The following is a 23,651-nucleotide window of genomic DNA, read 5'->3' as shown; positions in this document are numbered from 1 at the left end:
CAGGATGAGCGCCCCGCGCCAGGCCCTGCTGCTGCCCGAACGCCGGCGCTTCGCCGGCCAACCGCTGTCGAAGCCGGTGGCCCGGGCCCTGGGCCGCGCCGACCGCCTGCCCGACGGCGAAGCCGGCGAACGTGCCCAGCTGCAGCGCTGGTTCGAGCTGCTGCCGCGCGGCTGGCCGATGGCCGCCATCACCCGCCAGCGTGACGCCGGCGATGCCGTGCTGCACTGCTGGCTGCGCGCCGACCCAGCCTACGTTCGCCCGGACATGACCGGCGCGCGCGTGCTGGCGGTCGGCGAACTGGGCCTGACGGTCGAAGAAGCCAAGGCCCTTTCCGACGCCCTGCGGCCGCTGTTCGGCGACACCGGCTTCCCGATCTCGGCACCGCACCCGGCGCGCTGGTACCTGGCGCTGCCGGTGGAAGCGCGTTTGCCCGCATTCGCCGAGCCCGAGACGGTGCTGGGCGACGACCTGTTCCTGCACCTGCCCGACGGTCCGGAAGGCCGCCGCTGGCGCGCCCTGCTCAACGAAGCCCAGGTCATCCTGCACAACCATCCGGTCAACGCTGCGCGCGTGGCCAGTGGCCGGGTGCCGGCCAACAGTCTGTGTTTCTGGGGCGCCGGGCGGTTGCCCGACCAGGTGCAGGGCCGCCTGCGCACGGTGCGTTCGGAGGAAGCGCAACTGGCCTCGCTGGCGGCGCTGGCCGCCGCCGGGCCACCGGGCGCCGAGGGCGAACTGCTGGACCTGCGCGAGACCCGCGACTGGGCCACGGTGGAAACGGTCGTGCATGAACGCCTGGCCAGCCTGGATACCGCCGGCCTGGTGCTGGATTTCGCCGACGGCGCGGCCTGGTGGCTGCGTCCGGGCCAGCGCTGGCGCCTGCTGCGCCCGGCGCTGGCCAAGCTGGCATGAGGCCACCGGCCACGCGTATCGTCCGGCGCGCCGTTCCCGCATTCGGCCCCTGGCCCGACTCGGTGCCGGCGGTGCTGCAGCGCATCTACGCCGCCCGCGGCGTACTCACGCCGGCCGACGGCGAGCTGCGGCTGGCGCGCCTGCTGCCGCCCGACGCCCTGGGCCAGGTGGACCAGGCGGCGGCGATGCTGGCCGACGCGATAGCCAGCGACGCCCACGTGGTGGTCGTGGGTGACTTCGACTGCGACGGCGCCACCGGCACCGCCGTGGCCGTGCGCGGCCTGCGCCTGCTCGGCGCCCGGCGCGTGTCCTACCAGGTGCCACACCGGGCCCGCCATGGTTATGGCCTCAGCCCGGCCCTGGTGGACGACCTGGTGCCGATGGCGCCCGACCTGCTGCTGACCGTGGACAGCGGCATCGCCTGCCATGCCGGCGTCGCCGCCGCCAAGGCGCGCGGCTGGCGCGTGCTGGTCACCGACCACCACCTGCCGGGCGAAACCCTGCCCGACGCCGACGTGATCGTGGACCCCAACCTCGGCGACGACGGCTTTCCCAGCAAGGCCCTGGCCGGCGTCGGCGTCGTGTTCTATCTATTGCTGGCCCTGCGCCGCCATCTGCGCGACGCGGGCGCGTTCACCGGGCCCGAGCCCGATCTCTCGGTGCTGCTCGACCTGGTCGCGGTGGGTACGGTGGCCGACCTGGTGCCGCTGGACTACAACAACCGGCTGCTGGTGTCGGCCGGCCTCAGGCGGCTGCGCAACGGCCAGGGCCAGCCCGGGCTGCGCGCGCTGATCGAACTGGCGAAACGCGACGAGTCCTCGCTGACCGCCGCCGACATCGGTTTCGCGATCGGGCCGCGGCTCAACGCCGCCGGCCGGCTCGAGGACATGGCGCTGGGCATCGAATGCCTGCTTTGCGACGACCCGCACCGGGCCCGCGAGCTGGCCGGCGTGCTCGAGGGCATCAATGCCGAGCGCAGGGACCTGCAGCAGCAAATGGTCGACACCGCCGAAGCCCTGGTGGCGAACCTGCCGCTGGGCGAGGGCGAGCTGCCGCCGGTGCTGTGCCTGCACGAACCGGACTGGCACCCTGGCGTCGTCGGGCTGGTGGCTTCGCGCCTCAAGGACCGTCTGCATCGCCCCGTCTTCGCCTTCGCGCCCGCCGAGCCGGGCAGCCCGCAACTCAAGGGGTCGGCCCGTTCGATTCCCGGCCTGCACATCCGCGACGTGCTGGCGGCGGTAGACGCCTGCCACCCGGATCTGATCGAACGATTCGGTGGCCACGCCATGGCCGCGGGACTGAGTTTGGACGCGGCGAAGCTCGACGCCTTCCGCGCCGCGCTTGAAGCCCGCGTGGCCAGCTTGCTGACAACGGAACAGCTCAGGTCCGAATTGCTCAGCGACGGCGAACTCGGCGTGCAGGAGCTCGCGCGCCCGCTGGCCGAACAGCTGCGCCTCGCCGGTCCCTGGGGCCAGGGCTTTCCCGAACCGGTGTTCGACGGCGTGTTCAAGGTGCTGCAGTCCAGGCTGCTTTCGGGTGGGCGCCACCTCAAGCTCAGCCTGCTGTGCGAGCGCGGCGGCGTCCCGCTGTCGGCCATCCACTTCGGCGGTGGCACCGGCGAACCGCTGCCGCCACGCATCCATGTCGCCTACCAGCTCGAGCTTGATGACTGGAATGGCCGGCAGGGCGTGCAGCTGCTGGTGCGGCACTGGCAGCCCGCCTGAGCGGAGCGGTAGCCCCGTTCCTGCCTGCGGGCCGTTAACCTAGGACAGCGTGGCCGCCGGCCGCGCCCAGACGCCCGGGGATCCCATGCGCCATTCCGCATTTGCCTTGTCCTGCCTGCTCCTGCTGGCCGCGCCCGCCGCCGCGCAGGCACCCATCGATCGGCCACTGCCGCCGCTGCTGGTGTCACCGGGCGCCGAACGACCTGTGCAGTTGCATGCCGCCCGCATTGACGTGGACGTCGCCGGTGGCCAGGCACAGACCACCATCGAACTGGTGCTGCGCAACCCGGGCAACCGAGCGCTGGAGGGCCAGCTGGCTTTCCCGCTGCAGCCCGGCCAGGAAGTGTCGGGCTTCGCGCTCGACATCGACGGCCGGATGCATGACGCCGTGCCCGTGCCCAAGCAGCGCGGGCGCGAGGTTTTCGAGGCGATCGAACGCCGCGATGTGGATCCGGCCCTGCTCGAGCGCACCGAGGGCAACTATTTCCGCCTGCGCGTGTTCCCGGTGCCGGCCGGCGGCGAGCGCCGCGTACGCCTGCAGCTGGTCGAGACCCTGGCGCGCGTGGCGGGCGAACGCCGCCTGTCGCTGCCGCTGGACTTCGCCGCCGGCCTGGCCGCGGTGCCGCTGCGGGTGCAGGGCGAACCGGCGAAGGCCGGAGGCGAGATGGGCGCGCTGGCGTTCGATGAAACTTCCGCGGGCCAGTCCGCGCTGCTCGGCCCACGCCAACTCAAGGCCGCCGGTGGCCTGGTGCTGCGCTGGCCGCTGGCCGGGGGGCCGCAGGTGCAGGTGCAGGAGCACCAGGGCCAACGCTGGTTCCATGTCGAGGTGCCGCTGCCGGGCGTGGCCGCGCCGCGCCCGCTGCCGGACCACGTCGGCCTGCTCTGGGACGCCTCGGGATCGGCGGGCGAACGCGACCAGGCGCTGGAGTTCGCCCTGCTCGACCGCTATTTCGCCGCGGTTGGTGATGCCGACGTGGGCCTGCAGGTCTTGCGCGACCGGGCCGGACCGGTTCGGCGTTTCCGGGTCCGCGGCGGCGACTGGTCGGCACTCAAGGCCGCCCTGCGCGCCGAAGTCGCCGACGGCGCCACCGCCCTGGGGGCGTGGACGGTGCAGGCGAACGTGCAGGAGTACCTGTTGGTCGGCGACGGCCTGGCCAACTACGGCGACACCGCCGTACCGACGCTGGCCGCCGGCCAGCGCCTGTATGCGATCAGCACGGCCGGGGCCCGCGCCGATTCGGTGCGCCTTCGTGCACTGGCGGAAGCCCGCGGTGGCCGCCTGGTGGAACTGGCGGCGCCGGCTGACCTGGCCCGGGCCGAAGCCGAACTGCTGCGTGACGGTCCGCGCCTGCGCAGCATCGACGCCACCGGCGCCCGGGACGTGGTCGCGGCATCTGTGTTTCCCCGTGGCGGCGTGATCAGCCTGGCCGGGCAACTGGTCGCCGGCGGCGGTGAACTCGTGCTGGGGCTGGAAGAGGGCGGCCGCGTTCGCGAACTGCGACTGCCGCTGGGCGAAGCCAGGGCGCGTCCCGGGCGGTTCCTGGCCCAGGCCTGGGCCGGCTACCGGCTGCGCGAGCTTCAGGCCGAGCCGGAACGCAATCGCACCCATATCCGCCAGCTCGGCCAGGAGTTTGGCCTGGCCACGCCGGAAACCTCGCTGATCGTGCTCGAGACCCTGGACGATTACGTGCTCTACGACATCCCGCCGCCGCAAGCATTGCACGAAGCCTTCCTTGCCCGCCGGCGCGACCTGGCCGCAGAGGAGCGGGACGCGGCGCGCGTGCATCTGGAGGAACTGGTCGCGGCCTTCGAAGAAAAGCAGGCCTGGTGGCGCACCGATTTCAGCGCCGGCTCGAGCGCGCGCGCCAGGCGGAACCGCTCCTTGCCCGAACCCGCTGCGCCGCGGATTGCCGGTGAAGTGCCTGTCCCGGCGCCCCTTGAGCCGACAATGCCGTCCAGCGCCTTCGTCGGTGGTGATGACTCCGACGTGCTGGAGACGATTGAAGTCACGGGCTCGCTGTTGAACATGGAGGACGTGGCCGACGGCGAAGGCTCGGGCGCGGTTATCGTATTGCAGCCCTGGGCGCCGGACTCGGACGTGGCGCGACGCCTGCGCGCCGCCCCGGCCGACCAGGTTTACGCGCTTTACCTGGACGAGCGCCCGGCGAACGCCGGCAGCAGCGCCTTCTTCCTGGACGTGGCCGACATCCTGCTCGAGCGCGGCCAGCGGGGCCTGGCCCTGCGGGTGCTGTCGAACCTGGCCGAGATGCAGCTGGAGAACCGCGCCCTGCTGCGCGTGCTCGGTTACCGCCTGATGCAGGCGAACGCGGCGGAGCAGGCGGTGCCGGTGTTCCGGCGCGTGCTCGAGATTGCCGGTGAAGAACCGCAGAGCTACCGCGACCTGGGCCTGGCCCTGGACGCCGTGGGACGTGCGCAGGAGGCGGTGGACGCGCTGCGGGTCGTGGTCGAACGCCCCTGGGATGGTCGCTTCGGGGGCATCGCCCTGATCGCCCTGGCCGAGCTCAATGCCATCGCCCGACGCGAGCAGGGAAGGATCGACCTCGGCCAACTCGACCCGCGCCTTCGCCACAACCTGCCGCTGGCGCTGCGCGCCGTGCTCAGCTGGGACGCCGACAACACCGACATGGACCTGTGGGTGACCCAGCCCGACGGCGAACGCTGCGGCTACAGCAATACGCGCACCGCGGCGGGTGGTCGCATATCCGAGGACTTCACCGGCGGCTACGGCCCCGAGGAGTACTCGATCCGCCGCGCCGCGCCCGGCAAATACCGGGTCGAAGTGGACTATTTCGGGGACTCGCAGGCCCTGGTCAGCGGGGCCGTGACGGTGCAGGTGTGGCTGAGCGCGGACTTCGGCACCTCGCGTCAGCGCGACCAGCGCCTCACCGTGCGCCTGGCCCCGGACGAGGACAACCTCCTGGTCGGCGAATTCGAGGTGCGCTGAGGCGGCAGGGGCGCGGGCGGCACGGCCTCGCGCCGGGCCGCCCCGGGGGCTGGGCGGGGCAGGCGGTCTGTTATCATTCGCGGCCGATCCAACACCACCGCGGAACACCATGGAACTCAATCCCATCCGCCAGCGCATCGCCGACCTCATTGGCCGGCTTGATTCGCTCAGGGGGTATCTTTGACTTCGACCTCAAGGTCGAACGTCTCGAAGAAGTAAACCGGGAGCTGGAAAGCCCCGACGTCTGGAACGATCCCGAACGCGCCCAGGCCCTGGGCCGTGAACGCGCCTCCCTGGAAAAGGTCGTCGACGGCATCCGCACGCTGACCGCCAGCCTGGAAGGCGGCGCCGAGCTGGTCGACCTTGCCGAGATGGAGGACGACGCCGACACCGTCGATTCAGTCGTCGAGGACGTCGAAAAAACCGCCCGCGAGGTCGAGCAGCTCGAATTCCGGCGCATGTTCTCCGGCAAGATGGATTCGGCCAACGCCTTCGTCGACATCCAGGCCGGCGCCGGCGGCACCGAGGCCCAGGACTGGGCCGAGATGCTGCTGCGCATGTACCTGCGCTGGTGCGAATCGCGCGGCTGGAAGACCGAACTGATGGAAGTCAGCGGCGGCGACGTCGCCGGCATCAAGTCGGCCACGTTCCGGGTCGAGGGCGAATACGCCTATGGCTGGCTCAAGCTCGAAACCGGCGTGCACCGGCTGGTGCGCAAGTCGCCGTTCGATTCCGACAACCGCCGGCACACCAGCTTCACCTCGGTGTTCGTGTCGCCGGAAGTCGACGACAACATCGACATCACCATCAATCCCGCCGACCTGCGCACCGACGTCTATCGTTCGTCCGGCGCCGGTGGCCAGCACGTCAACAAGACCGAATCGGCGGTGCGCATCACCCACGAGCCCACCGGCATCGTGGTGGCCTGCCAGACCGGCCGCAGCCAGCACGCCAACCGCGACACCGCGATGAAGATGCTGGCCGCCAAGCTCTACGAGCTCGAAATCCAGAAGCGCAACGCCGAAAAGGACGCGGTGGAAGCCACCAAGTCCGACATCGGCTGGGGCAGCCAGATCCGAAACTACGTGCTCGACCAGAGCCGCATCAAGGACCTGCGCACCGGCATCGAACGCTCCGACACCCAGAAGGTGCTCGACGGCGACCTGGATGAATTCATCGAAGCCAGCCTCAAGGCCGGCCTGGAAGTCGGCGCCAAGCGCTCCGACGCCTGAGAAACCAAGACCATGACCGACAAGCCCAGCCAGCCCGCGCCCGCCGCCGACGAAAACGCCCTGATCGCCGAACGGCGCGGCAAACTCGCCGCGCTGCGCGACGCCGGCGTCGCCTTCCCGAACGACTTCGTGCGCGCCGACTACGCCGGCGACCTGCAGGCCGAATACGCCGACAAGGACGCCTGGACCGCCGAATCCCTGGAGGCGCTGGACCGCAAGGTCTCGGTCGCCGGCCGGCTGATGGCCAAGCGCGTGATGGGCAAGGCCAGCTTTGCCCAGGTCCAGGACATGTCCGGCCGCATCCAGCTGTACCTGCAGGGCGCCGACCTGGGCGAGGCCTACGAGGCCTTCAAGGGCTGGGACGTGGGCGACATCGTGGCGGTGCAGGGCGGCCTTACCCGCACCCGCACCGGCGAACTGTCGGTCAAGGCGACGGCGCTGCGGTTGATGACCAAGTCGCTGCGGCCGCTGCCGGACAAGTTCCACGGCCTGGCCGACGTCGAGCAGCGCTACCGCATGCGCTACGTCGACCTGATCATGAACCCGGAGGCGCGCGAGGTGTTCGTGCAGCGCTCGCGCATCGTCTCGGCGATGCGCGCCTGGCTCGACGGCCGGCGCTTCCTGGAAGTGGAAACGCCGATGATGCATTACATCCCCGGCGGCGCCACGGCCAAGCCCTTCGCCACCCACCACAACGCGCTGGGCCTGGATCTGTACCTGCGCGTGGCGCCCGAGCTGTACCTCAAGCGCCTGGTGGTCGGCGGCATGGAGCGGGTGTACGAGATCAACCGCAACTTCCGCAACGAGGGCGTGTCCACCCGGCACAACCCCGAGTTCACCATGCTCGAGCTCTACGAGGCCTACGCCACCTACCACGAGGTGATGGACCTCACCGAGGAACTGATCCGCGAAGTGGCCCTGCGCGTGCGCGACACCACCCACCTGGAATGGGAGGGCATGGCCATCGACCTGGGCCCGCCGTTCCGGCGCTGGTCCATGACCGACGCCGTGCTCGAGCACAACCCCGAGATCCACCGCGAAGAACTGCGCGACCTCGCCGCCATGCGCGCGCACTGCGCCCGCCTGGGCGTGAAGGTCAAGGACGGCTACGGTTGGGGCAAGCTGCTGCTGGAGATCTTCGAGAAGACCGTCGAACACACCCTGGTGCAGCCGACCTTCATCACCGACCATCCGGTCGAAGTGAGCCCGCTGGCGCGCGCCTCCGACTGCGACCCGGGCCTGACCGACCGCTTCGAGCTGTTCATCGGCGGCCGCGAAATCGCCAACGGCTTTTCCGAACTCAACGACCCCGAGGACCAGAAGGCGCGCTTCCTGGCCCAGGTCGAGGCCAAGGAAGGGGGCGACGACGAAGCCATGCATTTCGACGCCGACTACATCCGTGCCCTGGAGTACGGCATGGCGCCGACCGGCGGCCTGGGCATCGGCATCGACCGCCTGGTCATGCTGGTCACGGACTCGGCGTCCATCCGCGATGTGCTGCTGTTCCCCTACATGCGGCCTGAATCCTGAGCATCGGCAGGGGATTTTCCCCGCCCCTGACCGGTAATCGGGTAGCAAGAATGTCCAGCAAGTCCTTGCCGGCGTTGAAAACTCAGGAGTAAGCTGGGGCTGAGCCGCGATCCGCGGCAATCACGGTGTCCGCACCCGGGAGCTTCACGTGAACGTACTGATCGTCGATGACCAGCCTTCGCAGCGGACGATGTTCCGCCACCTGCTGGAGGACATCAGCCCGGAAGTGAAGGTCACCGACTTCGGTGACCCGGTGGAGGCCCTGCTGTGGTCGCAGCGCAGTTCGCCCGACCTGCTGCTGCTCGACTACCGCATGCCCAAGCTCGACGGCCTGGAGTTCGCGCGCCGCTTCCGCCGCCCGCTGTCGCACCGCGACGTGCCCATCATCCTCATCACCGTGGTTGGCGACGAGCCGATCCGCAACGCTGCGCTCGAGGCCGGCGTCATCGATTTCCTGGTCAAGCCGGTGCGTCCGCGCGAATTGCGCTCGCGCTGCCGCAACCTGCTGGCGTTGCGCCAGCAGCAGCAGAACCTCAAATCGCGCGCGCACGAGCTCGAGCGCCAGCTGCTGGCACGCATGCACGAACTCGACGAACGCGAGCGCGAAATCCTGCATCGCCTGGCCAAGGCCACGGCCTTCCGCGACGCCACGTCGGTCGCCAGTTTCGAACGCATGGCGCGCTATGCCGGCGTCATCGCCGAAGCGATGGGCCTTTCGGAAGACGAAGTGCGCATGATCGAACTGGCGGCGCCGCTGCACGACATCGGCAAGCTGGGCATCTCCGACGCCATCCTGCGCAAGCCGGGGCCGCTGGACGAGGCCGAGTTCGCCGAAGTGCGCCGGCACCCGCAGCTTGGCTTCGACCTGCTCAGCGACAGTTCCAGCAAGTTCGTCCAGACCGGCGCCACCATCGCGCTGGGCCACCAGGAACGCTGGGACGGCAGCGGCTACCCGTCCGGCCTGGCGGGCGAAGACATCCCGCTGGCCGCCCGCATCGTCGCGGCCGCGGACGTGCTCGACGCCATGAGCTCCGACCGCCCCTGGCGCCCGGCGCATTCCTTCCAGGACGCCCTGGACTTCGTCCACAGCCACGCGGGCGTCCTGTTCGATCCGGCCGTCGTCGATGCCTTGACGGCGCGACGCGAGCGCGTGCAGGAAATCCACGCGCTGCTGGCACCGCAGCCGGCCGGCTGACCAGACCGGCCGCAGGCGCCGCCCCGTGAATTCCCCCTTGCAGGCCCTGGCCGCCCGCTTCCGGAACCGAAGCGACAGCGAGCACGGCCAGGCGATTACCCGCGTCGTGGTGACCGCGGTGATCCTGGTCTACCTGCTGGGCGTCACGTCGTCCTCGGAAGTAAGCAACGAGCCGCTTCGGCTCGTCTTCGCGTTCTTCGCCATCGAGTTCGTGGTCGGCCTGGGCATCCTGGTCGGCATCGCGCTGCGACCGGGCGTGTCGCATCCGCGCCGGGTGGTGGGCATGTTGCTCGACTACGGCATGATGGGCGCGGCCATGCACGTGCTCGGCGAATCCCTGGCGCCGGTTTACGTGGTGCTGATGTGGGTGACGATCGGCAACGGCCTTCGCTTTGGCGAACGTTACCTGGTGGCGGCCATCCTTATCGCCAGCGCCAGCTTCCTGGGCGTGCTGCTCACCACGCCCTACTGGCAGCAGAACCTGATGCTGGGCTGGGGCCTGCTGCTGGGCCTGACCGCGATCCCGGCCTACCTCACCTCGCTGCTGCGCGCGCTGACCCGCGCCACCGAAGAAGCCAAGCGCGCCAACGAGGCCAAGAGCCGCTTCCTTGCCAACATGAGCCACGAGTTCCGCACGCCGCTCAATGGCATCGTCGGCATGTCGCAGCTGCTGAGCACCACGCGGCTGAGCAAGGAACAGCGTGAATGCACCGAGGTCATCCAGACCTCGGCGCGGGCGCTGCTGGCCCTGGTCGAGGACGTGCTGGACATTTCCGCCATCGAGGCCGGCAAGCTGCGCCTGAACGTCGAGGACTTCAGCCTGCGCGAGCTCACGCGCGGCGTGCAGGTCATGCTCCAGCCCGCCGCCGCCGCCAAGGGACTGGGCTTCACCGTGCAGGTCTCGGACCGCGTGCCCGACACCCTGCGCGGCGACGTCGACCACCTGCGGCAGATCCTGGTGAACCTGCTCAACAACGCCATCAAGTTCACCGACGTCGGCCGGGTCACGCTGGACGTGGGGCCGGCGGCACCGCGAAAGCGCGAGCTGGCCGAAGCCGGCAAGGGCGCGCCGTCGGAAATCATGCTGCGCTTCTCGGTGCGCGACACCGGCATCGGCATCCCGCTCGAGGCGCAGAAGCGCCTGTTCGAGGCCTTCGAACAGGTCGACACCGCCAAGACCCGCCGCCACGGCGGTACGGGCCTGGGCACCACGATCGCCAAGGGCCTGGCTGAAACCATGGGTGGCCGCCTGGGTTTCGAGAGCGAGGAAGGGCAGGGTTCGCACTTCTGGGTCGAGCTGCCCTACGAACTGGCTTCCGCCGAAGCCGCCCGGGCGCTGCCGTCGCCGGCCAATGTCATCGCCTTCGACGACCCCTTCGTGCGCCACCGTGCGAGGGTCAAGCCGCTGCATACGCTGATCGCCGACGACCATGCCGCCAACCGGATGGTGCTGCGCCGCCTGTTGGAGAAGGCCGGCCACCACGTCGAAGAGGTCGAAACCGGGGATGAAGTGCTGAACGTGCTCACCGAACGTGACTTCGACGCCGTGCTGGTGGACCTGCACATGCCCGGCGTCAGCGGCCTGGACGTGATGCGCGAGGTGCGGGTGATGGAAGCGGGCGGCAAGCACCGCACGCCGTTCCTGGTGCTCACCGCCGACGTCACGCCCGAAGCCATCCAGGCCTGCGAACAGGCCGGCGCGCGGGCGTTCCTGCCCAAGCCCATCGTCGCCGGACGCCTGCTCGAGGCCCTGGCCGACGTCGCCCTGGGCGGCAGCGAGCCGGCGACGTCGGCCGCCGAAACCGCAGCTTCCGCGGACGCGGTCGTGCTTGACGACACCGTGCTGGGTGAACTGGCCGAACTGAACCTGGGCAAGGACTTCGTGGCCAACTTCGTGCAGCAGTGCGTGCGCGATGCGCTGCGCTGCCTGGGTTCGCTGGAAACGGCCGGCCAGGCCGGCGACTGGGATGGGTTCCGCGACCACTGCCACGCGCTCAAGGGCGTCGCGGGCAACCTGGGCATGTCGCGGGTGGCGACGCTGGGTTACGAGATCATGCAGCTGCCGAACTGGCAGTTGGCCAAGGACTGGCGCGCGCGCGAACGCCTGCTGCGCGAGCAGTTCGAACTGGCCCGGGAGGCCCTCGCCCGGCTGCCCTCCCGGTCGGGAGGGCAGCACTCGGACGACGCCTCGGGGTAGGCCCCGGGCCCGGGGCGCGTCAGAGGGCGGCGGCGAGCGAAGTGGCGGCGCCGGCTTCGCTGGCGCGACGCTCCTGCGCCCGGACCAGTCGTTCCATCGTGCGCAGGGACTTTTCACCCAGCTGCAGCGCGGTATCCACCCAGATCTCGGTGATGCGCATCAGCTCTTCCAGGGTCACCGGCTGGGCGTAGTCGCGCACCCGCTGCATCGCCAGGCGGGCGTGCGGGGCACGGCGATGGCAACGCAGCAGGTCCTGCACCGCCTGCACGCCCTGGCCCTTGGGCACCACCAGGTCGACGATGCCCATCTCGAACATCTGTTCGCTGGTGTAGACCGTGCCGTCGAGCATCAGCTTTTCGGCCTGGGCCGGGCTGACCCGGCGGCACAGGAAGGAATAGGCACCCATGCCCGGGAACAGGTCGAACAGCACCTCCGGGAAACCCATGCCCACGCCTTCTTCGGCAACGATGGTCTGGCAGGACAGGGCCAGTTCGAGGCCACCGCCCAGGGCGTCGCCCTGGACCAGGGCCACGGTGTCGACCCGGCCGCCGAGCTGGGTGTGCAGGTGGTAGACGCCTTCCACGCACATCCGGGCATAGGCCAGCAGCGAGCTGCGGTCGCGCTCGCGGATGAGCCGGGCGAACAGCTCGAGGTCGCCGCCCAGGTTGAAGGCGCTGGCGTCCGAGGTCACCACCAGGTGGTCCAGGCCCGGCTCGCGGCCATCGATGGCGGTCTGCTGGCTGCGCTGGCCGACCCCGGCCAGGTAGTCACGCATGTCCTTCATCAGGTCCAGGGTGAAACAGGGACGACGGCGCTCGCCGTCGTGGGCACGCTCGGCGTGCATGTACATCCAGCTGGTGCGCGTCCCGGGATCTTCCTGGGTGCGCAGCGTGCGGTAGGAGAAGGGGCGTGGGTTGTGAAGTTCGACTACGGGGCTCATGGGCGTGTCCTCGGGGCTCGGGGCTCTGAAGCCGCCCGCATGGCACGTGGAGCCGGGCGGCGGTTAAGGACCCGTTTAGGGCCCTGCGCCCGATTCTAGACCTCATTCAGCCCAGGTTGTAAACCGCCCCCGAGATGGTGTAGGGGCGGCCCCGGTGTTCAGGCCTTCGCGGCGGAGTCCCTGAGTTCACGGCGCAGGATCTTGCCGACGTTGGACTTGGGCAGCTCGTCCCGGAATTCGACGTAGCGCGGAAGCTTGTAACCGGTGAGGTTCTCCTTGCAGAAGGCCTTCACCTGGTCGGCCGTCAGCGCCGGATCCTTGCGCACGATCACCACCTTCACGGCTTCACCGGACTTGTCGTCGGGAACGCCGACCGCAGCGACCTCGAGCACGCCCGGCATCAGCGCAATGACGTCCTCGACCTCGTTCGGGTACACGTTGAAGCCCGAGACCAGGATCATGTCCTTCTTGCGGTCGACGATGTAGAAGAAGCCCTGCGGGTCCATCTTCGCCATGTCGCCGGTGTGCAGCCAGCCGTCGGCGTCGATCACCTTGGCGGTTTCCTCGGGACGCTGCCAGTAGCCCGCCATCACCTGCGGGCCGCGGATGCAGAGTTCGCCGACTTCGTCGACCGGCAGCATCCTGCCGTCGTCATCCTTGATGCAGGCGTCCGTGGACGGGATCGGCAGGCCGATCGAGCCGTTGTACTCGGGCAGGTCCATGGGATTGATGCAGGCGGCCGGCGAGGTCTCGGTAAGGCCATAGGCCTCGACCAGGGTGACACCGGTGGCCTTCTTCCAGCGCTCGGCGACCGCGCGCTGCACGGCCATGCCGCCGCCGAGGGTCAGGTGCAGGCGCGAAAAGTCGATCTTGTCGAAGCCCGGGGTATTGAGCAGGCCGTTGAAGAGGGTGTTGACGCCGGTGATGGCGGTGAACGGAATCCGGCTCAGTTCCTTCACGAAGCCGGGCATGTCGCGCGGATTGGTGATCAGGTAGTTGAGCCCGCCGAATTTCATGAAGACCAGGCAGTTCGCCGTCAGCGCGAAGATATGGTAGAGCGGCAGCGCCGTGACGATGACTTCCTGGCCCATCGTGGCGTTGGTGCCGATCCAGATCGACGACTGCTGCATGTTCGCCACCAGGTTTCGGTGGGTCAGCATGGCGCCCTTGGCGACGCCCGTGGTGCCGCCGGTGTACTGCAGGAAAGCGATGTCCTCGCCGCGCAGTTCGATGGCGGGCAGGGTCTTGCCAACGCCCTTGGCAAGGGTGTCGTTGAAGCGAACGTGGCCGGGCAGGCTGTATTCGGGCACCTGCTTCTTGACGTGGCGCAGCACGAAGTTGACCAGGGCCCCCTTGGGGAAGGCGAGCATGTCGCCGACGCCGGTGACGATGACCTGCTTGATCGGCGTATCGGCCACGACTTCTTCGACCACGTGGGCGAAGTTTTCCAGCACGACGATGGCGCTGGCGCCCGAGTCGGTGAGCTGGTGGCGCAGTTCGCGCGCGGTGTACATGGGGTTGGTGTTGACTACCGTCAGCCCGGCGCGCAGCACGCCGAAGATGGCGATGGGGTACTGCAGGATGTTGGGCATCATCAGGGCGACGCGGTCGCCCTTCTTGAGCTTGAGCTCGTGCAGGAGGTAGTTTGCGAACCGGGTGCTGAGCTCATCGACCTCGGCGTAGGTGATTTTCTTGCCGAAGTTGGCGAAGGCCGGGTTGTCGCGGTAGAGACGACAGGTTTCCTCCAGCACCGAGACGATGGAGGCATACTTTTCAAGGTCGACCTCCGGACCGATGCCCTTCGGATAATTGGCCAGCCAAGGACGTTCGAAATCCATGCACTTCCCCTCGATACCCGATGCCGGTACTCCCCGCAGCGCGCTGCGCGCACATGAACGGAATTGGAGTATTCGCTCGATTGGAGCATACCGTCCGGGGCCAGGCAAGGCGCATGGCGTATGGTTTCGCGCCGTCTTCACGGCCCTGGCCCTGGGGCTGCTCGCCCTGGCCGCAGGCTGTTCCAGGACGCCACCGGAACAGGCCCTGCGCGAGACCATCGCGGCCATGGAGGCGGCCGCCGAAGCGCGCGACAGCGACGCACTGGTGGAAAATTTCGCAGACGATTTCGCCGGCCCGCAGGGCATGGACCGTGACCGCTTCCGACGCTATCTGGCGTTGCTGTGGCTGCGAAACCGGCAGGTGGGGGTGACCCTGGGGCCGCTGGACGTGGAACTGGTCGGGCAGGACCGGGCCCGCGTGAATTTCACCGCCGCGGCCCGGGGCGGCACCGGCTGGATGCCCGAACGCGCCGAGGTCTACCAGGTGAAAACCGGCTGGCGCCGGGAAGGCGACGACTGGAAGCTGATCTCGGCGGACTGGGAATAATTCTCGCGTCGGCGAATACCGAAAGAAGAACGGCCCGCTTGCGCGGGCCGTTCGTTCGGGGCTGAAGCCCTCCCACCGGTGGTTGGCGGGATCAGGCGGCCTTGCGGGCCGCCAGCTGGCGCAGCACGAAGTGCAGGATGCCGCCGTGGCGGAAGTATTCGACTTCCTTCGGGGTCAGCAGCAGCACCTGCACCTGGAAGCGGATCTCGGTGCCGTCCGGGCGCGTGGCGACCACCGTAGCCTGGCGGGCCTTGCCGTCGTCCAGCCCGGTGATCTGCACCACCTCGTCGCCCTTGAGGCCAAGCGTCTTCGCGTTCTGGCCGTCCAGGAACTGGCAGGGCAGCACGCCCATGCCGACCAGGTTCGAGCGATGGATGCGCTCGAAGGATTCCGCCACCACCGCCTTCACGCCCAGCAGGTTGGTGCCCTTGGCCGCCCAGTCACGCGACGAACCGGTGCCGTATTCCTTGCCCGCGAACACCACCAGCGGCACGCCCTCGGCCTTGTACTTCATGGCCGCGTCGTAGATCGGCATCTTTTCGCCCGACGGGTAGTGGATGGTGTTGCCGCCTTCTTCGCCGCCCAGCATCAGGTTCTTGATGCGGATGTTGGCGAAGGTGCCGCGCACCATCACGTCGTCGTTGCCGCGGCGCGAACCGTAGCTGTTGAAGTCGGCCGGCTGCACGCCGCGACCCTGCAGGAACTTGCCGGCCGGCGAGCTGGCCTTGACGTTGCCGGCCGGGCTGATGTGGTCGGTGGTGATCGAATCGCCGAACAGGCCCATCACGCGGGCGCCGTGGATGTCGGTGATCGAACCGACTTCCATCTTCATGCCGTCGAAGTAGGGCGGGTTCTTGATGTAGGTGGAGGCTTCGTCCCAGGCGAACTTGGCGCCGTCCGGCGACTGGATCTCGTTCCATCGGCTGTCGCCGGCGAAGACGTTGGCGTAGTTGGCCTTGAACATTTCCGGGCCGACCGTGCGCGCGATGAAGTCGCCGATCTCCTTGTTGGTGGGCCAGATGTCCTTCAGGTACACCGGCTTGCCGTCACTGCCCGTGCCCAGCGGTTCGGTGCTCAGGTCGATGTCGACGGTGCCGGCGATGGCGTAGGCGACCACCAGCGGCGGCGAGGCCAGGTAGTTCATCTTCACTTCCGAGTGCACGCGGCCCTCGAAGTTGCGGTTGCCCGAAAGCACCGACGCCGCCACCAGGTCGTGCTCGGCGATGGCCTTGGACACTTCCTCGGGCAGCGGGCCGGAGTTGCCGATGCAGGTGGTGCAGCCGTAGCCGACCACGTAGAAGCCCAGCTTCTCGAGGTCGTCGAGCAGGCCGGCCTTCTTCAGGTAGTCGGTGACCACCAGCGAGCCCGGGCCGAGCGAGGTCTTCACCCACGGCGCGGCCTTGAGGCCCTTGGCCGCGGCGTTGCGCGCCAGCAGGCCGGCGCCCAGCATCACCGCCGGGTTGGAGGTGTTGGTGCAGGACGTGATGGCGGCGATGACCACCGAACCGTCGGTGATTTCGACGTCCTGGTCCTGGATGCGCAGCTTGCCCTTCGGGCGTGCGGCCAGGTGGTCGGCCTGCGGCTGGTGGCCGCCTTCGGCGTCCATGCGCGCCACTTCTTCGTTGGCCGGCTTGCGCTTGGCGGTCAGGCCGGCCAGGTTTTCCTCGAAGTTGCGCTTGAGGTCGGTCAGCAGCACGCGGTCCTGCGGGCGCTTGGGGCCGGCCAGTGACGGCTTCACGTCGGCCATGTCCAGGTGCAGGGTGGCGCTGTAGTCGGCTTCCGGCTGGCCGGGGGTGCGCCACAGGCCCTGGGCCTGGGCATAGGCCTTCACCAGCGCGACCTGGTCTTCGTCGCGGCCGGACAGGCGCAGGTAGGTGAGGGACTCTTCATCGACCGGGAAGATGCCGCAGGTGGCGCCGTACTCCGGGGCCATGTTGGCGATCGTGGCGCGGTCGGCCAGGGGCAGGTGGTCCAGGCCTTCGCCGAAGAATTCGACGAACTTGCCGACCACGCCCAGGCTGCGCAGCATCTGGGTGACGGTGAGCACCAGGTCGGTGGCGGTGGCGCCCTCGGGCAGCTTGCCGGTGAGCTTGAAACCCACGACCTGCGGGATCAGCATCGAGCTCGGCTGGCCCAGCATGGCCGCTTCGGCCTCGATGCCGCCGACGCCCCAGCCCAGCACGCCGATGCCGTTGATCATGGTGGTGTGCGAGTCGGTGCCGAAGACGGTGTCGGGGTAGGCGACCAGTTCGCCGTCCTTTTCGCCGGTCATGACAACGCGGGCAAGGTGTTCAAGATTGACCTGGTGCACGATGCCGGTATTGGGCGGCACGACCTTGAAGTTGTCGAAGGCCTTCTGGCCCCAGCGCAGGAAGCTGTAGCGCTCCTGGTTGCGCTGGAATTCGATCTTGCCGTTGAGGTCGAGCGCTTCGGGCTTGCCGAAGACGTCCACCTGCACCGAGTGGTCGATGACCAGTTCGGAGGGGATCAGCGGGTTGATCTGGTCGGCATTGCCGCCGAGCTTGACCACCGCGTCGCGCATCGCCGCCAGGTCCACCACGCAGGGAACGCCGGTGAAGTCCTGCAGCACCACGCGCGCCGGCATGAAGGCGATCTCGGTGTCCGGCTCCTTCTTCGCGTCCCAGGTGGCCACCGCCTCGATGTGTTCCTTGCCCACCGTCATGCCGCCGTCTTCGCAGCGCAGGAGGTTTTCGAGCAGGATCTTCATCGAATAGGGCAGGCGCTTGAGGTCGAAGCGCTGGCCCAGCTTTTCGAGGCTGTAGAAGGTGTAGGACTTGCCGTTGACGGCCAATTGGTCGCGCGTGGCGAAGGAGTCGCTCATGGACAGGCTCCGGGGGCTGGTTAGCCCCGTATTATGCCCCAAACCGTACCCTCCCGTCCGGGCCGCGACCGCGGCGCGCCGGCGTCAGGCCGTGGCCGCGAGCCACTCCCTGGTGGCCTGCGCGAGGGCACGGCGGCCGACCAGGAAGTCCCAGTAGCTGCCGCCCAGCTGGCGCCACAGCACGGCCGCGCGCAGCGCCGCCAGCAGCGTGGCGCGGACCTCGCCGACTACGTCGGGCTGGCCCAGGTAGACCGGGTTGCCCTGCACCAGCACGCGCGGACCGACCGGCGAGACTTCATTGGCGTACAGCTCGCCCAGCCGCGCCAGCACGGTGGGATGGGCCGCGCCGAAGTGTTCACGCTGGCGGGCGATGTCTTCCAGGCCGTCGTGCACGGCGCCGGGCGCCCGCGGGTGGTTGATGAACTTGCGCTCCAGGTGCAGCACGGTCATGGCCATGCGGGTCAGGGCCGCGTCGCGGCCGGCGCCGCCGTCGAGCTGGCCGATCAGGCGTTCCAGCCCGGGCCGCAGTTTGTGCGCGCCATCGAAGACGGCTTCGGGTGATTCGGCGTCGAAGCGGAACAGGCTGTCGATGCTGGCGGCCAGCGGTTCCGACTGGGCCTGGCCGGTCTGGGCCATCTGCTGGACCAGCTGCACGGCCTGCAGCAGGCCGGCGAGGGCAAGGGCGCGATCCTTCATGGCGGGGCGGTTTTCCTTTCCAGGGGGGCGTCGGTGGCGGCGATCACGGCGCCACCCAGGCATTCATCGTCGCGGTAGAACACCACGGACTGGCCGGGCGTGACCGCGCGCTGCGGGGACGCGAAGGCTACGGAAAGCGCACCGTCCGCGTCCACCTCCACCGTGCATGCCTGGTCGTCCTGGCGGTATCGGGTCTTGGCGGTGCAGTCGAAACGGGCCGATTCGGGCGCGCCGGCGACCCAGTGCGCCGGCTCCGAACGCAGCCGGGTCGAAAGCAGGTAGGGGCTGGAGCTGCCCTGGTCGACGACCAGGACGTTGTTGGCCACGTCCTTGGCCACCACGAACCAGGGCGCGGCCGAGCGGCCGCGCACGCCGCCGATGTGCAGGCCTTCACGCTGGCCCAGGGTGTAGTACCAGCAGCCGGCGTGTTCACCGACGACCACGCCGTGCGGGTCGCGGATCTCGCCGGGGCGGGCGGGCAGGTAGCGGCCCAGGAACTCGCGGAAGTCGCGTTCGCCGATGAAACAGATGCCGGTGGAATCCTTCTTGGCCGCGGTCGGCAGCCCGGCCTCGGCGGCCAGCCGGCGCACCTCGGCCTTGGGCAGGTGGCCGATCGGGAACAAGGTGGCGGCCAGCTGTTCCTGGCCAAGCTGGTGCAGGAAATAACTCTGGTCCTTGCCGGTATCGACGCCGCGCAGCAGGGCCCAACGGCCCTCGCGTTGTTCGACCCGGGCGTAGTGGCCGGTGGCGATGGCCTCGGCGCCCAGGGCGCGGGCTTCGTCGAGGAAAGTCTTGAACTTGATCTCGCGGTTGCACAGCACGTCCGGGTTGGGCGTGCGCCCGGCGCGGTATTCGTCGAGGAAATGCTGGAAGACGTCGGCCCAGTACTGGGCGGCGAAATTGCGGCTGTGGAAGGGGATGCCGAGCAGGCCGGCGATGCGCAGCGCGTCCCGGCGGTCGTCTTCGGCCCGGCAGTTACTCTTGTCTGCCGCTCCCGGCATCCTGCCTCCCGCGGCACTAGCACCTCCCTGTGCGTCGTCGTCCCAGTTCTGCATGAACAGCCCGGCCAGGGACTCGCCCTGGCGCTTGAGCAGCAGGGCGGCCACGGAAGAATCGACGCCGCCGGACAGGCCGACGATGACCCGGGCGGGAGTCATGCGACGTGGATCGTGGCGTTCAGGGGCAGGCGGCGCCCGGCCAGGAAGTCCTCGGCGACCCTCCAGACCATCGGGCTGCGGTGCCGGGCCGATTCGGCCGCCAGTTCGCCCGGCGTCAGCCAAAGCGCGCGCACGATGCCTTCGTCCAGCGGCCGGTCGGGGTGGTGCCGGCGCGGCTCGGCGGCGAAGGCCATGCGCAGGAAATGTTTGCCGTCACGCGGCGACGCCCACTGGTAGGCGCCGATGAAGGCGGTCAGTTCGACCTCCCAGCCGGTTTCTTCCAGGGTTTCGCGGCGCGCCGCCTCGTGCAGGCTTTCGTCGGGCTCGAGGTGGCCGGCCGGCTGGTTCAGCACCAGCGCGCCCTGCACCTGTTCCTCGACCACCAGCAGCCGGCCCCCGCGCACGACCACGGTGGCGACGGTGACATCCGGTTGCCAGAAGCGGCCGCTGCGGTAGTTCAAAGTTCGTCGGAACCCAGCAGCTGGCGCTCGACCGCGTCGGCCGCGGCGGCGGCCAGGTCGATCGCCTCGTCCAGGGCGTCGGCACTGGCATCGGCCGGCACCTTGATGACCAGCATGGCCACGTCGTCCTGCTTCACCCAGGCGCCCAGCTTGAGGTTGTTGCTGCGCTCGAGCAGGTCGTTGGCGATGGCGGCGGTGAAATCCCCGGTCGGCGCGCGGTAGCCCGGCGACCAGATCTCGCGGACCTTGAACTGGCCGGTGGCCTGGACCGTGGACCGGACCCAGACCAGCTGGGTGCGGTCGCCGGCGACGCGTACGGTGATCTGGAAATCGCCGTCTTCATCGATCGTGAAGGGTGTTCCCTTGGATTCGAGCTGGGCTTTCACGACGGCGTCATGGTCCGCCGCCAGGGCGGGGGCGGCCAGCAGGGCGAGGGTGATCAGGGCGAGGCGGAAAGGCATGTGGGCGCTCCGGGTCGGTTGCCGGCGGGATCCGGCCCGACCATCTTATACTTGCCCCATGTCCCAGAATCGCCCACCCGAACGCGAACACGACCATGGCGTGGCGGTCGAGACCGCCAAGCCCGAGGTTGTCCGGCCGCCCCTGTACCAGGTCGTGCTGCTCAACGATGACTTCACGCCCATGGACTTCGTGGTCGAGGTCCTGCAGGTTTTCTTTGCGCTCAACCGCGAACAGGCCACCCAGGTGATGCTGCATGTCCACACGCGGGGCAAGGGCGTTTGCGGCGTCTACACGCGCGAAGTGGCTGAATCGAAGGTAACGCAAGTCAACGAGTTCTCCAGGGAGCACCAGCACCCCCTGTTGTGCACCATGGAAAAAGCCTAGGCTGGCCCCATATCGGAGCAAACGTTCCGGAGCAGAGCATGTTCAGCAAGGACCTCGAGTACACCATCGGCCAGTGTTACAAGCAGGCCCGCGAAGCCCGCCATGAATTCATGACGGTCGAGCACCTGTTGCTGGCGCTGTTGGACAACCCGTCCGCCGCCGGCGTGCTCAAGGCCTGCGGGGCCGACCAGCCGCGCCTGGCCACCGGGCTGCGCCAGATCATCGCCGACACCGTGCCGGTGCTTCCGGCCGACGACCCCCGCGACACGCAGCCGACGCTGGGTTTCCAGCGGGTGCTGCAGCGCGCGGTCTACCACGTGCAGTCCTCGGGCAAGAAGGAAGTCACCGGCGCCAACGTGCTGGTGGCGATCTTCGGCGAAAAAGACTCGCACGCGGTGTATTTCCTCAACCAGCAGGAAATCACCCGGCTCGACGTGGTCAATTACCTTTCCCACGGCATCGCCAAGATCGGCGAAGGTCCCGAGGACAAGCCCGCGCCCGAGGCCAAGCCCGAGGGCGAGGAGGGCGTGGAAAGCAAGGGCAATCCGCTCGAGGAATTCGCCGCCAACCTCAACGATCTCGCCCGGGAGGGCAAGATCGACCCGCTGATCGGCCGCGAGGAAGAGGTCGAACGCACGATCCAGGTGCTCTGCCGCCGCCGCAAGAACAACCCGCTCTACGTCGGTGAAGCCGGCGTGGGCAAGACCGCGTTGGCCGAGGGCCTGGCCTGGCGCATCGTCGAGGGCAAGGTGCCCGAGGTGCTCAAGGACGCCACCATCTACTCGCTCGACCTGGGCGCGCTGGTGGCCGGCACCAAGTACCGCGGCGACTTCGAGAAGCGGCTGAAGGCGGTCATCCAGCAGATCAAGAAGGAGCCGGGCGCGATCCTGTTCGTGGACGAGATCCACACCATCATCGGCGCCGGTTCGGCCTCGGGTGGCACCATGGACGCCTCCAACCTCATCAAGCCGGTGCTGCAAAGCGGCGAACTGCGCTGCATCGGTTCGACCACCTTCCAGGAATACCGCGGCGTGTTCGAAAAGGACCGCGCGCTGGCCCGCCGTTTCCAGAAGATCGACGTGGTCGAACCCACCGTGGCCGAAACCGTCGCGATCCTGCACGGGCTCAAGACCCGCTTCGAGCAGCACCACGACGTCGAATACGCGTCAGACGCCCTGCAGGCGGCGGTCGACCTGTCGGTCAAGCACATCAACGACCGCCTGCTGCCGGACAAGGCCATCGACGTCATCGACGAGGCCGGTGCCCGCCAGCGCCTGCTCACCGACGAGCTGCGCAAGAAGATAGTGGACGTCGAGGAAATCGAGCTGATCGTGGCCAAGATGGCGCGCATCCCGACCAAGCAGGTCAGCGCTTCGGACAAGGACGTGCTGGAAAACCTCGAACGCAACCTCAAGATGGTCATCTTCGGCCAGGACCCGGCCATCGAGACCCTGGTGTCGGCGATCAAGCTGGCCCGCTCCGGGCTGGCCAGCCCGGACAAGCCGATCGGCAACTTCCTGTTCGCCGGCCCCACCGGCGTGGGCAAGACCGAGGTGACCAAGCAGCTGGCGATGCAGCTGGGCATCGAGCTGGTGCGCTTCGACATGTCCGAATACATGGAAGGCCACTCGGTGAGCCGCCTGATCGGCGCGCCCCCGGGTTACGTCGGCTTCGACCAGGGCGGCCTGCTGACCGAAAAGATCGTCAAGACCCCGCACTGCGTGCTGCTGCTCGACGAAATCGAGAAGGCGCACCCGGACGTGTTCAACATCCTGCTGCAGGTCATGGACCGCGGCGTGCTCACCGACACCAACGGCCGCGAAGCCAACTTCCGCAACGTGGTGCTGGTGATGACCACCAATGCCGGCGCCGCCCAGGCCTCGCGCCGCACCATGGGTTTCGTCGAACAGAACCACACCACCGACGCGATGGAAGTGATCCGCAAGGCGTTCACGCCCGAGTTCCGCAACCGCCTGGACGGCATCATCCAGTTCGGCTCGCTGGGGCTGGACCACATCCTGCGCGTGGTCGACAAGTTCCTGATCGAGCTCGAATCGCAGCTGCACGAAAAGCACGTCAGCCTGTCGGCGACGCCGGAAGCGCGGCAGTGGCTGGCCCAGCACGGATTCGACCCGCAGATGGGCGCGCGCCCGATGGCGCGGCTGCTTCAGGACAAGATCAAGAGGCCGTTGGCGGACGAGCTGCTGTTCGGCAAGCTGGCCAACGGTGGTCGCGTGTCCGTGGACGTACGCGACGGGGAGCTGGTGGTCGATTCCCAGGCCGAGCCCGAGAAGCTGCTCCCCGCTACCGTCTGATTATTTCATGCGGTAGGTGATGCGACCCTTGGTCAGGTCGTAGGGGGTCATCTCGACCTTGACCTTGTCGCCGGTCAGGATGCGGATGTAGTTCTTGCGCATGCGGCCGGAAATGTGGGCCGTGATGACATGGCCGTTCTCGAGCTTGACCCGGAACATGGTGTTCGGGAGGGTCTCGAGAACCGTACCTTCGAATTCAATGCAATCGTCTTTGGACATTCTCTGTTTCGCTGGGCGGGGGAACCGCGCTTGGAAG

At 68.6% G+C, this 23,651-nt stretch carries 17 protein-coding genes and 1 pseudogene; 10 read left to right on the top strand and 8 right to left on the bottom strand.

Going from position 1 to position 23,651, the window contains the following annotated elements:
- Window positions 1-4 precede the first annotated feature (4 nt).
- The 7 genes and pseudogenes from IEX13_RS06315 to IEX13_RS06285 all read left to right on the top strand — a co-directional run bounded on the left by IEX13_RS06315 (window position 5) and on the right by IEX13_RS06285 (window position 11,753).
- Window positions 5-910 carry a phosphoglycerate mutase gene (locus tag IEX13_RS06315; RefSeq protein ID WP_188662300.1) on the top strand — a complete coding sequence of 302 codons (906 nt, stop codon included), beginning with the start codon at window positions 5-7 and terminating at the stop codon, window positions 908-910.
- Window positions 907-2,634, top strand: a complete 1,728-nt coding sequence (recJ, locus tag IEX13_RS06310; protein ID WP_188662298.1) for a single-stranded-DNA-specific exonuclease RecJ — start codon at window positions 907-909, stop codon at window positions 2,632-2,634. Before IEX13_RS06315 ends, recJ begins: the two co-directional genes overlap by 4 nt.
- Before the next feature lie 85 nt (window positions 2,635-2,719).
- Window positions 2,720-5,599, top strand: a complete 2,880-nt coding sequence (locus tag IEX13_RS06305) for a VIT domain-containing protein (RefSeq protein WP_188662296.1) — start codon at window positions 2,720-2,722, stop codon at window positions 5,597-5,599.
- 109 nt (window positions 5,600-5,708) lie between these two features.
- A protein-coding gene (prfB, locus tag IEX13_RS06300; RefSeq protein WP_188662294.1) for a peptide chain release factor 2 occupies window positions 5,709-6,831 on the top strand; the annotation gives its coding sequence in 2 pieces (ribosomal slippage) (window positions 5,709-5,780 and window positions 5,782-6,831; 1,122 coding nt in all).
- Window positions 6,832-6,843: 12 nt separating this feature from the next.
- Entirely contained in the window at window positions 6,844-8,361 is a 1,518-nt protein-coding gene (gene lysS / locus IEX13_RS06295; RefSeq protein WP_188662292.1) for a lysine--tRNA ligase, read from the top strand.
- Window positions 8,362-8,500: 139 nt separating this feature from the next.
- Window positions 8,501-9,556 (top strand): annotated as a pseudogene (locus IEX13_RS06290) (HD domain-containing phosphohydrolase); the annotation flags it as partial.
- Window positions 9,557-9,581: 25 nt separating this feature from the next.
- Complete coding sequence (locus IEX13_RS06285; protein WP_188662288.1) at window positions 9,582-11,753, top strand: ATP-binding protein; 2,172 nt, start codon at window positions 9,582-9,584, stop codon at window positions 11,751-11,753.
- Between the two features lie 19 nt (window positions 11,754-11,772).
- On the opposite strand, the gene IEX13_RS06280 is transcribed toward IEX13_RS06285, so the two are convergent.
- Together IEX13_RS06280 and IEX13_RS06275 are read right to left on the bottom strand one after the other, a co-directional pair.
- On the bottom strand, window positions 11,773-12,693 hold the full coding sequence (locus IEX13_RS06280; protein WP_188662286.1) for a crotonase/enoyl-CoA hydratase family protein: 921 nt from the start codon (window positions 12,691-12,693) through the stop codon (window positions 11,773-11,775).
- Window positions 12,694-12,851: 158 nt separating this feature from the next.
- Window positions 12,852-14,531, bottom strand: coding sequence for a long-chain fatty acid--CoA ligase (locus IEX13_RS06275; protein ID WP_188662284.1), 1,680 nt, complete (start codon window positions 14,529-14,531; stop codon window positions 12,852-12,854).
- On the opposite strand from IEX13_RS06275, the gene IEX13_RS06270 reads away from it, so the two are divergent.
- A complete protein-coding gene (locus IEX13_RS06270; protein WP_229668470.1) occupies window positions 14,530-15,078 on the top strand; it encodes a hypothetical protein in 549 nt (182 codons plus the stop codon). The two genes, IEX13_RS06275 and IEX13_RS06270, sit on opposite strands and share 2 nt — an antisense overlap.
- 91 nt (window positions 15,079-15,169) lie before the next feature.
- Here the strand turns inward: IEX13_RS06270 and acnA are convergent, their stop codons facing one another.
- The 5 genes from acnA to IEX13_RS06245 all read right to left on the bottom strand — a co-directional run bounded on the left by acnA (window position 15,170) and on the right by IEX13_RS06245 (window position 20,695).
- Window positions 15,170-17,920, bottom strand: a complete 2,751-nt coding sequence (gene acnA, locus IEX13_RS06265) for an aconitate hydratase AcnA (RefSeq protein ID WP_188662282.1) — start codon at window positions 17,918-17,920, stop codon at window positions 15,170-15,172.
- Between the two features lie 84 nt (window positions 17,921-18,004).
- Entirely contained in the window at window positions 18,005-18,616 is a 612-nt protein-coding gene (gene hflD, locus IEX13_RS06260; protein ID WP_188662281.1) for a high frequency lysogenization protein HflD, read from the bottom strand.
- Entirely contained in the window at window positions 18,613-19,773 is a 1,161-nt protein-coding gene (mnmA, locus tag IEX13_RS06255) for a tRNA 2-thiouridine(34) synthase MnmA (RefSeq protein WP_188662279.1), read from the bottom strand. The genes hflD and mnmA overlap by 4 nt, the downstream gene beginning before the upstream one ends.
- Window positions 19,770-20,234 carry an NUDIX hydrolase gene (locus IEX13_RS06250; RefSeq protein WP_188662278.1) on the bottom strand — a complete coding sequence of 155 codons (465 nt, stop codon included), beginning with the start codon at window positions 20,232-20,234 and terminating at the stop codon, window positions 19,770-19,772. Before IEX13_RS06250 ends, mnmA begins: the two co-directional genes overlap by 4 nt.
- Window positions 20,231-20,695, bottom strand: a complete 465-nt coding sequence (locus IEX13_RS06245; protein WP_188662276.1) for a hypothetical protein — start codon at window positions 20,693-20,695, stop codon at window positions 20,231-20,233. Before IEX13_RS06245 ends, IEX13_RS06250 begins: the two co-directional genes overlap by 4 nt.
- A gap of 58 nt (window positions 20,696-20,753) precedes the next feature.
- Between IEX13_RS06245 and clpS the strand changes: the two genes are divergently transcribed.
- Window positions 20,754-21,080, top strand: coding sequence for an ATP-dependent Clp protease adapter ClpS (gene clpS / locus IEX13_RS06240; RefSeq protein WP_188662274.1), 327 nt, complete (start codon window positions 20,754-20,756; stop codon window positions 21,078-21,080).
- Between the two features lie 38 nt (window positions 21,081-21,118).
- Complete coding sequence (gene clpA, locus IEX13_RS06235) at window positions 21,119-23,395, top strand: ATP-dependent Clp protease ATP-binding subunit ClpA (protein WP_188662272.1); 2,277 nt, start codon at window positions 21,119-21,121, stop codon at window positions 23,393-23,395.
- Here clpA and infA read toward each other — a convergent pair whose 3' ends face one another.
- Window positions 23,396-23,614 (bottom strand): translation initiation factor IF-1, encoded by a 219-nt coding sequence (gene infA / locus IEX13_RS06230; protein WP_034220409.1) that lies wholly within the window; start codon window positions 23,612-23,614, stop codon window positions 23,396-23,398. It abuts the gene before it with no gap.
- Window positions 23,615-23,651: the final 37 nt, after the last annotated feature.

It is taken from the genome of Arenimonas soli, from assembly GCF_014643775.1.
GTDB classification, from domain to species: Bacteria; Pseudomonadota; Gammaproteobacteria; order Xanthomonadales; family Xanthomonadaceae; genus Arenimonas; species Arenimonas soli.
This window is presented reverse-complemented; position numbering and strand designations above follow the sequence as displayed.

Bases quoted from the DNA above. Each gene is read 5' to 3' on its own strand.
- IEX13_RS06315 (WP_188662300.1), top strand. From the start codon at position 5: ATGAGCGCCCCGCGCCAGGCCCTGCTGCTGCCCGAACGCCGGCGCTTC.
- recJ (WP_188662298.1), top strand. From the start codon at position 907: ATGAGGCCACCGGCCACGCGTATCGTCCGGCGCGCCGTTCCCGCATTC.
- IEX13_RS06305 (WP_188662296.1), top strand. From the start codon at position 2,720: ATGCGCCATTCCGCATTTGCCTTGTCCTGCCTGCTCCTGCTGGCCGCG.
- lysS (WP_188662292.1), top strand. From the start codon at position 6,844: ATGACCGACAAGCCCAGCCAGCCCGCGCCCGCCGCCGACGAAAACGCC.
- IEX13_RS06280 (WP_188662286.1), bottom strand. From the start codon at position 12,693: ATGAGCCCCGTAGTCGAACTTCACAACCCACGCCCCTTCTCCTACCGC.
- IEX13_RS06270 (WP_229668470.1), top strand. From the start codon at position 14,530: ATGCACTTCCCCTCGATACCCGATGCCGGTACTCCCCGCAGCGCGCTG.
- IEX13_RS06275 (WP_188662284.1), bottom strand. From the start codon at position 14,531: ATGGATTTCGAACGTCCTTGGCTGGCCAATTATCCGAAGGGCATCGGT.
- acnA (WP_188662282.1), bottom strand. From the start codon at position 17,920: ATGAGCGACTCCTTCGCCACGCGCGACCAATTGGCCGTCAACGGCAAG.
- hflD (WP_188662281.1), bottom strand. From the start codon at position 18,616: ATGAAGGATCGCGCCCTTGCCCTCGCCGGCCTGCTGCAGGCCGTGCAG.
- mnmA (WP_188662279.1), bottom strand. From the start codon at position 19,773: ATGACTCCCGCCCGGGTCATCGTCGGCCTGTCCGGCGGCGTCGATTCT.
- IEX13_RS06245 (WP_188662276.1), bottom strand. From the start codon at position 20,695: ATGCCTTTCCGCCTCGCCCTGATCACCCTCGCCCTGCTGGCCGCCCCC.
- clpS (WP_188662274.1), top strand. From the start codon at position 20,754: ATGTCCCAGAATCGCCCACCCGAACGCGAACACGACCATGGCGTGGCG.
- clpA (WP_188662272.1), top strand. From the start codon at position 21,119: ATGTTCAGCAAGGACCTCGAGTACACCATCGGCCAGTGTTACAAGCAG.
- infA (WP_034220409.1), bottom strand. From the start codon at position 23,614: ATGTCCAAAGACGATTGCATTGAATTCGAAGGTACGGTTCTCGAGACC.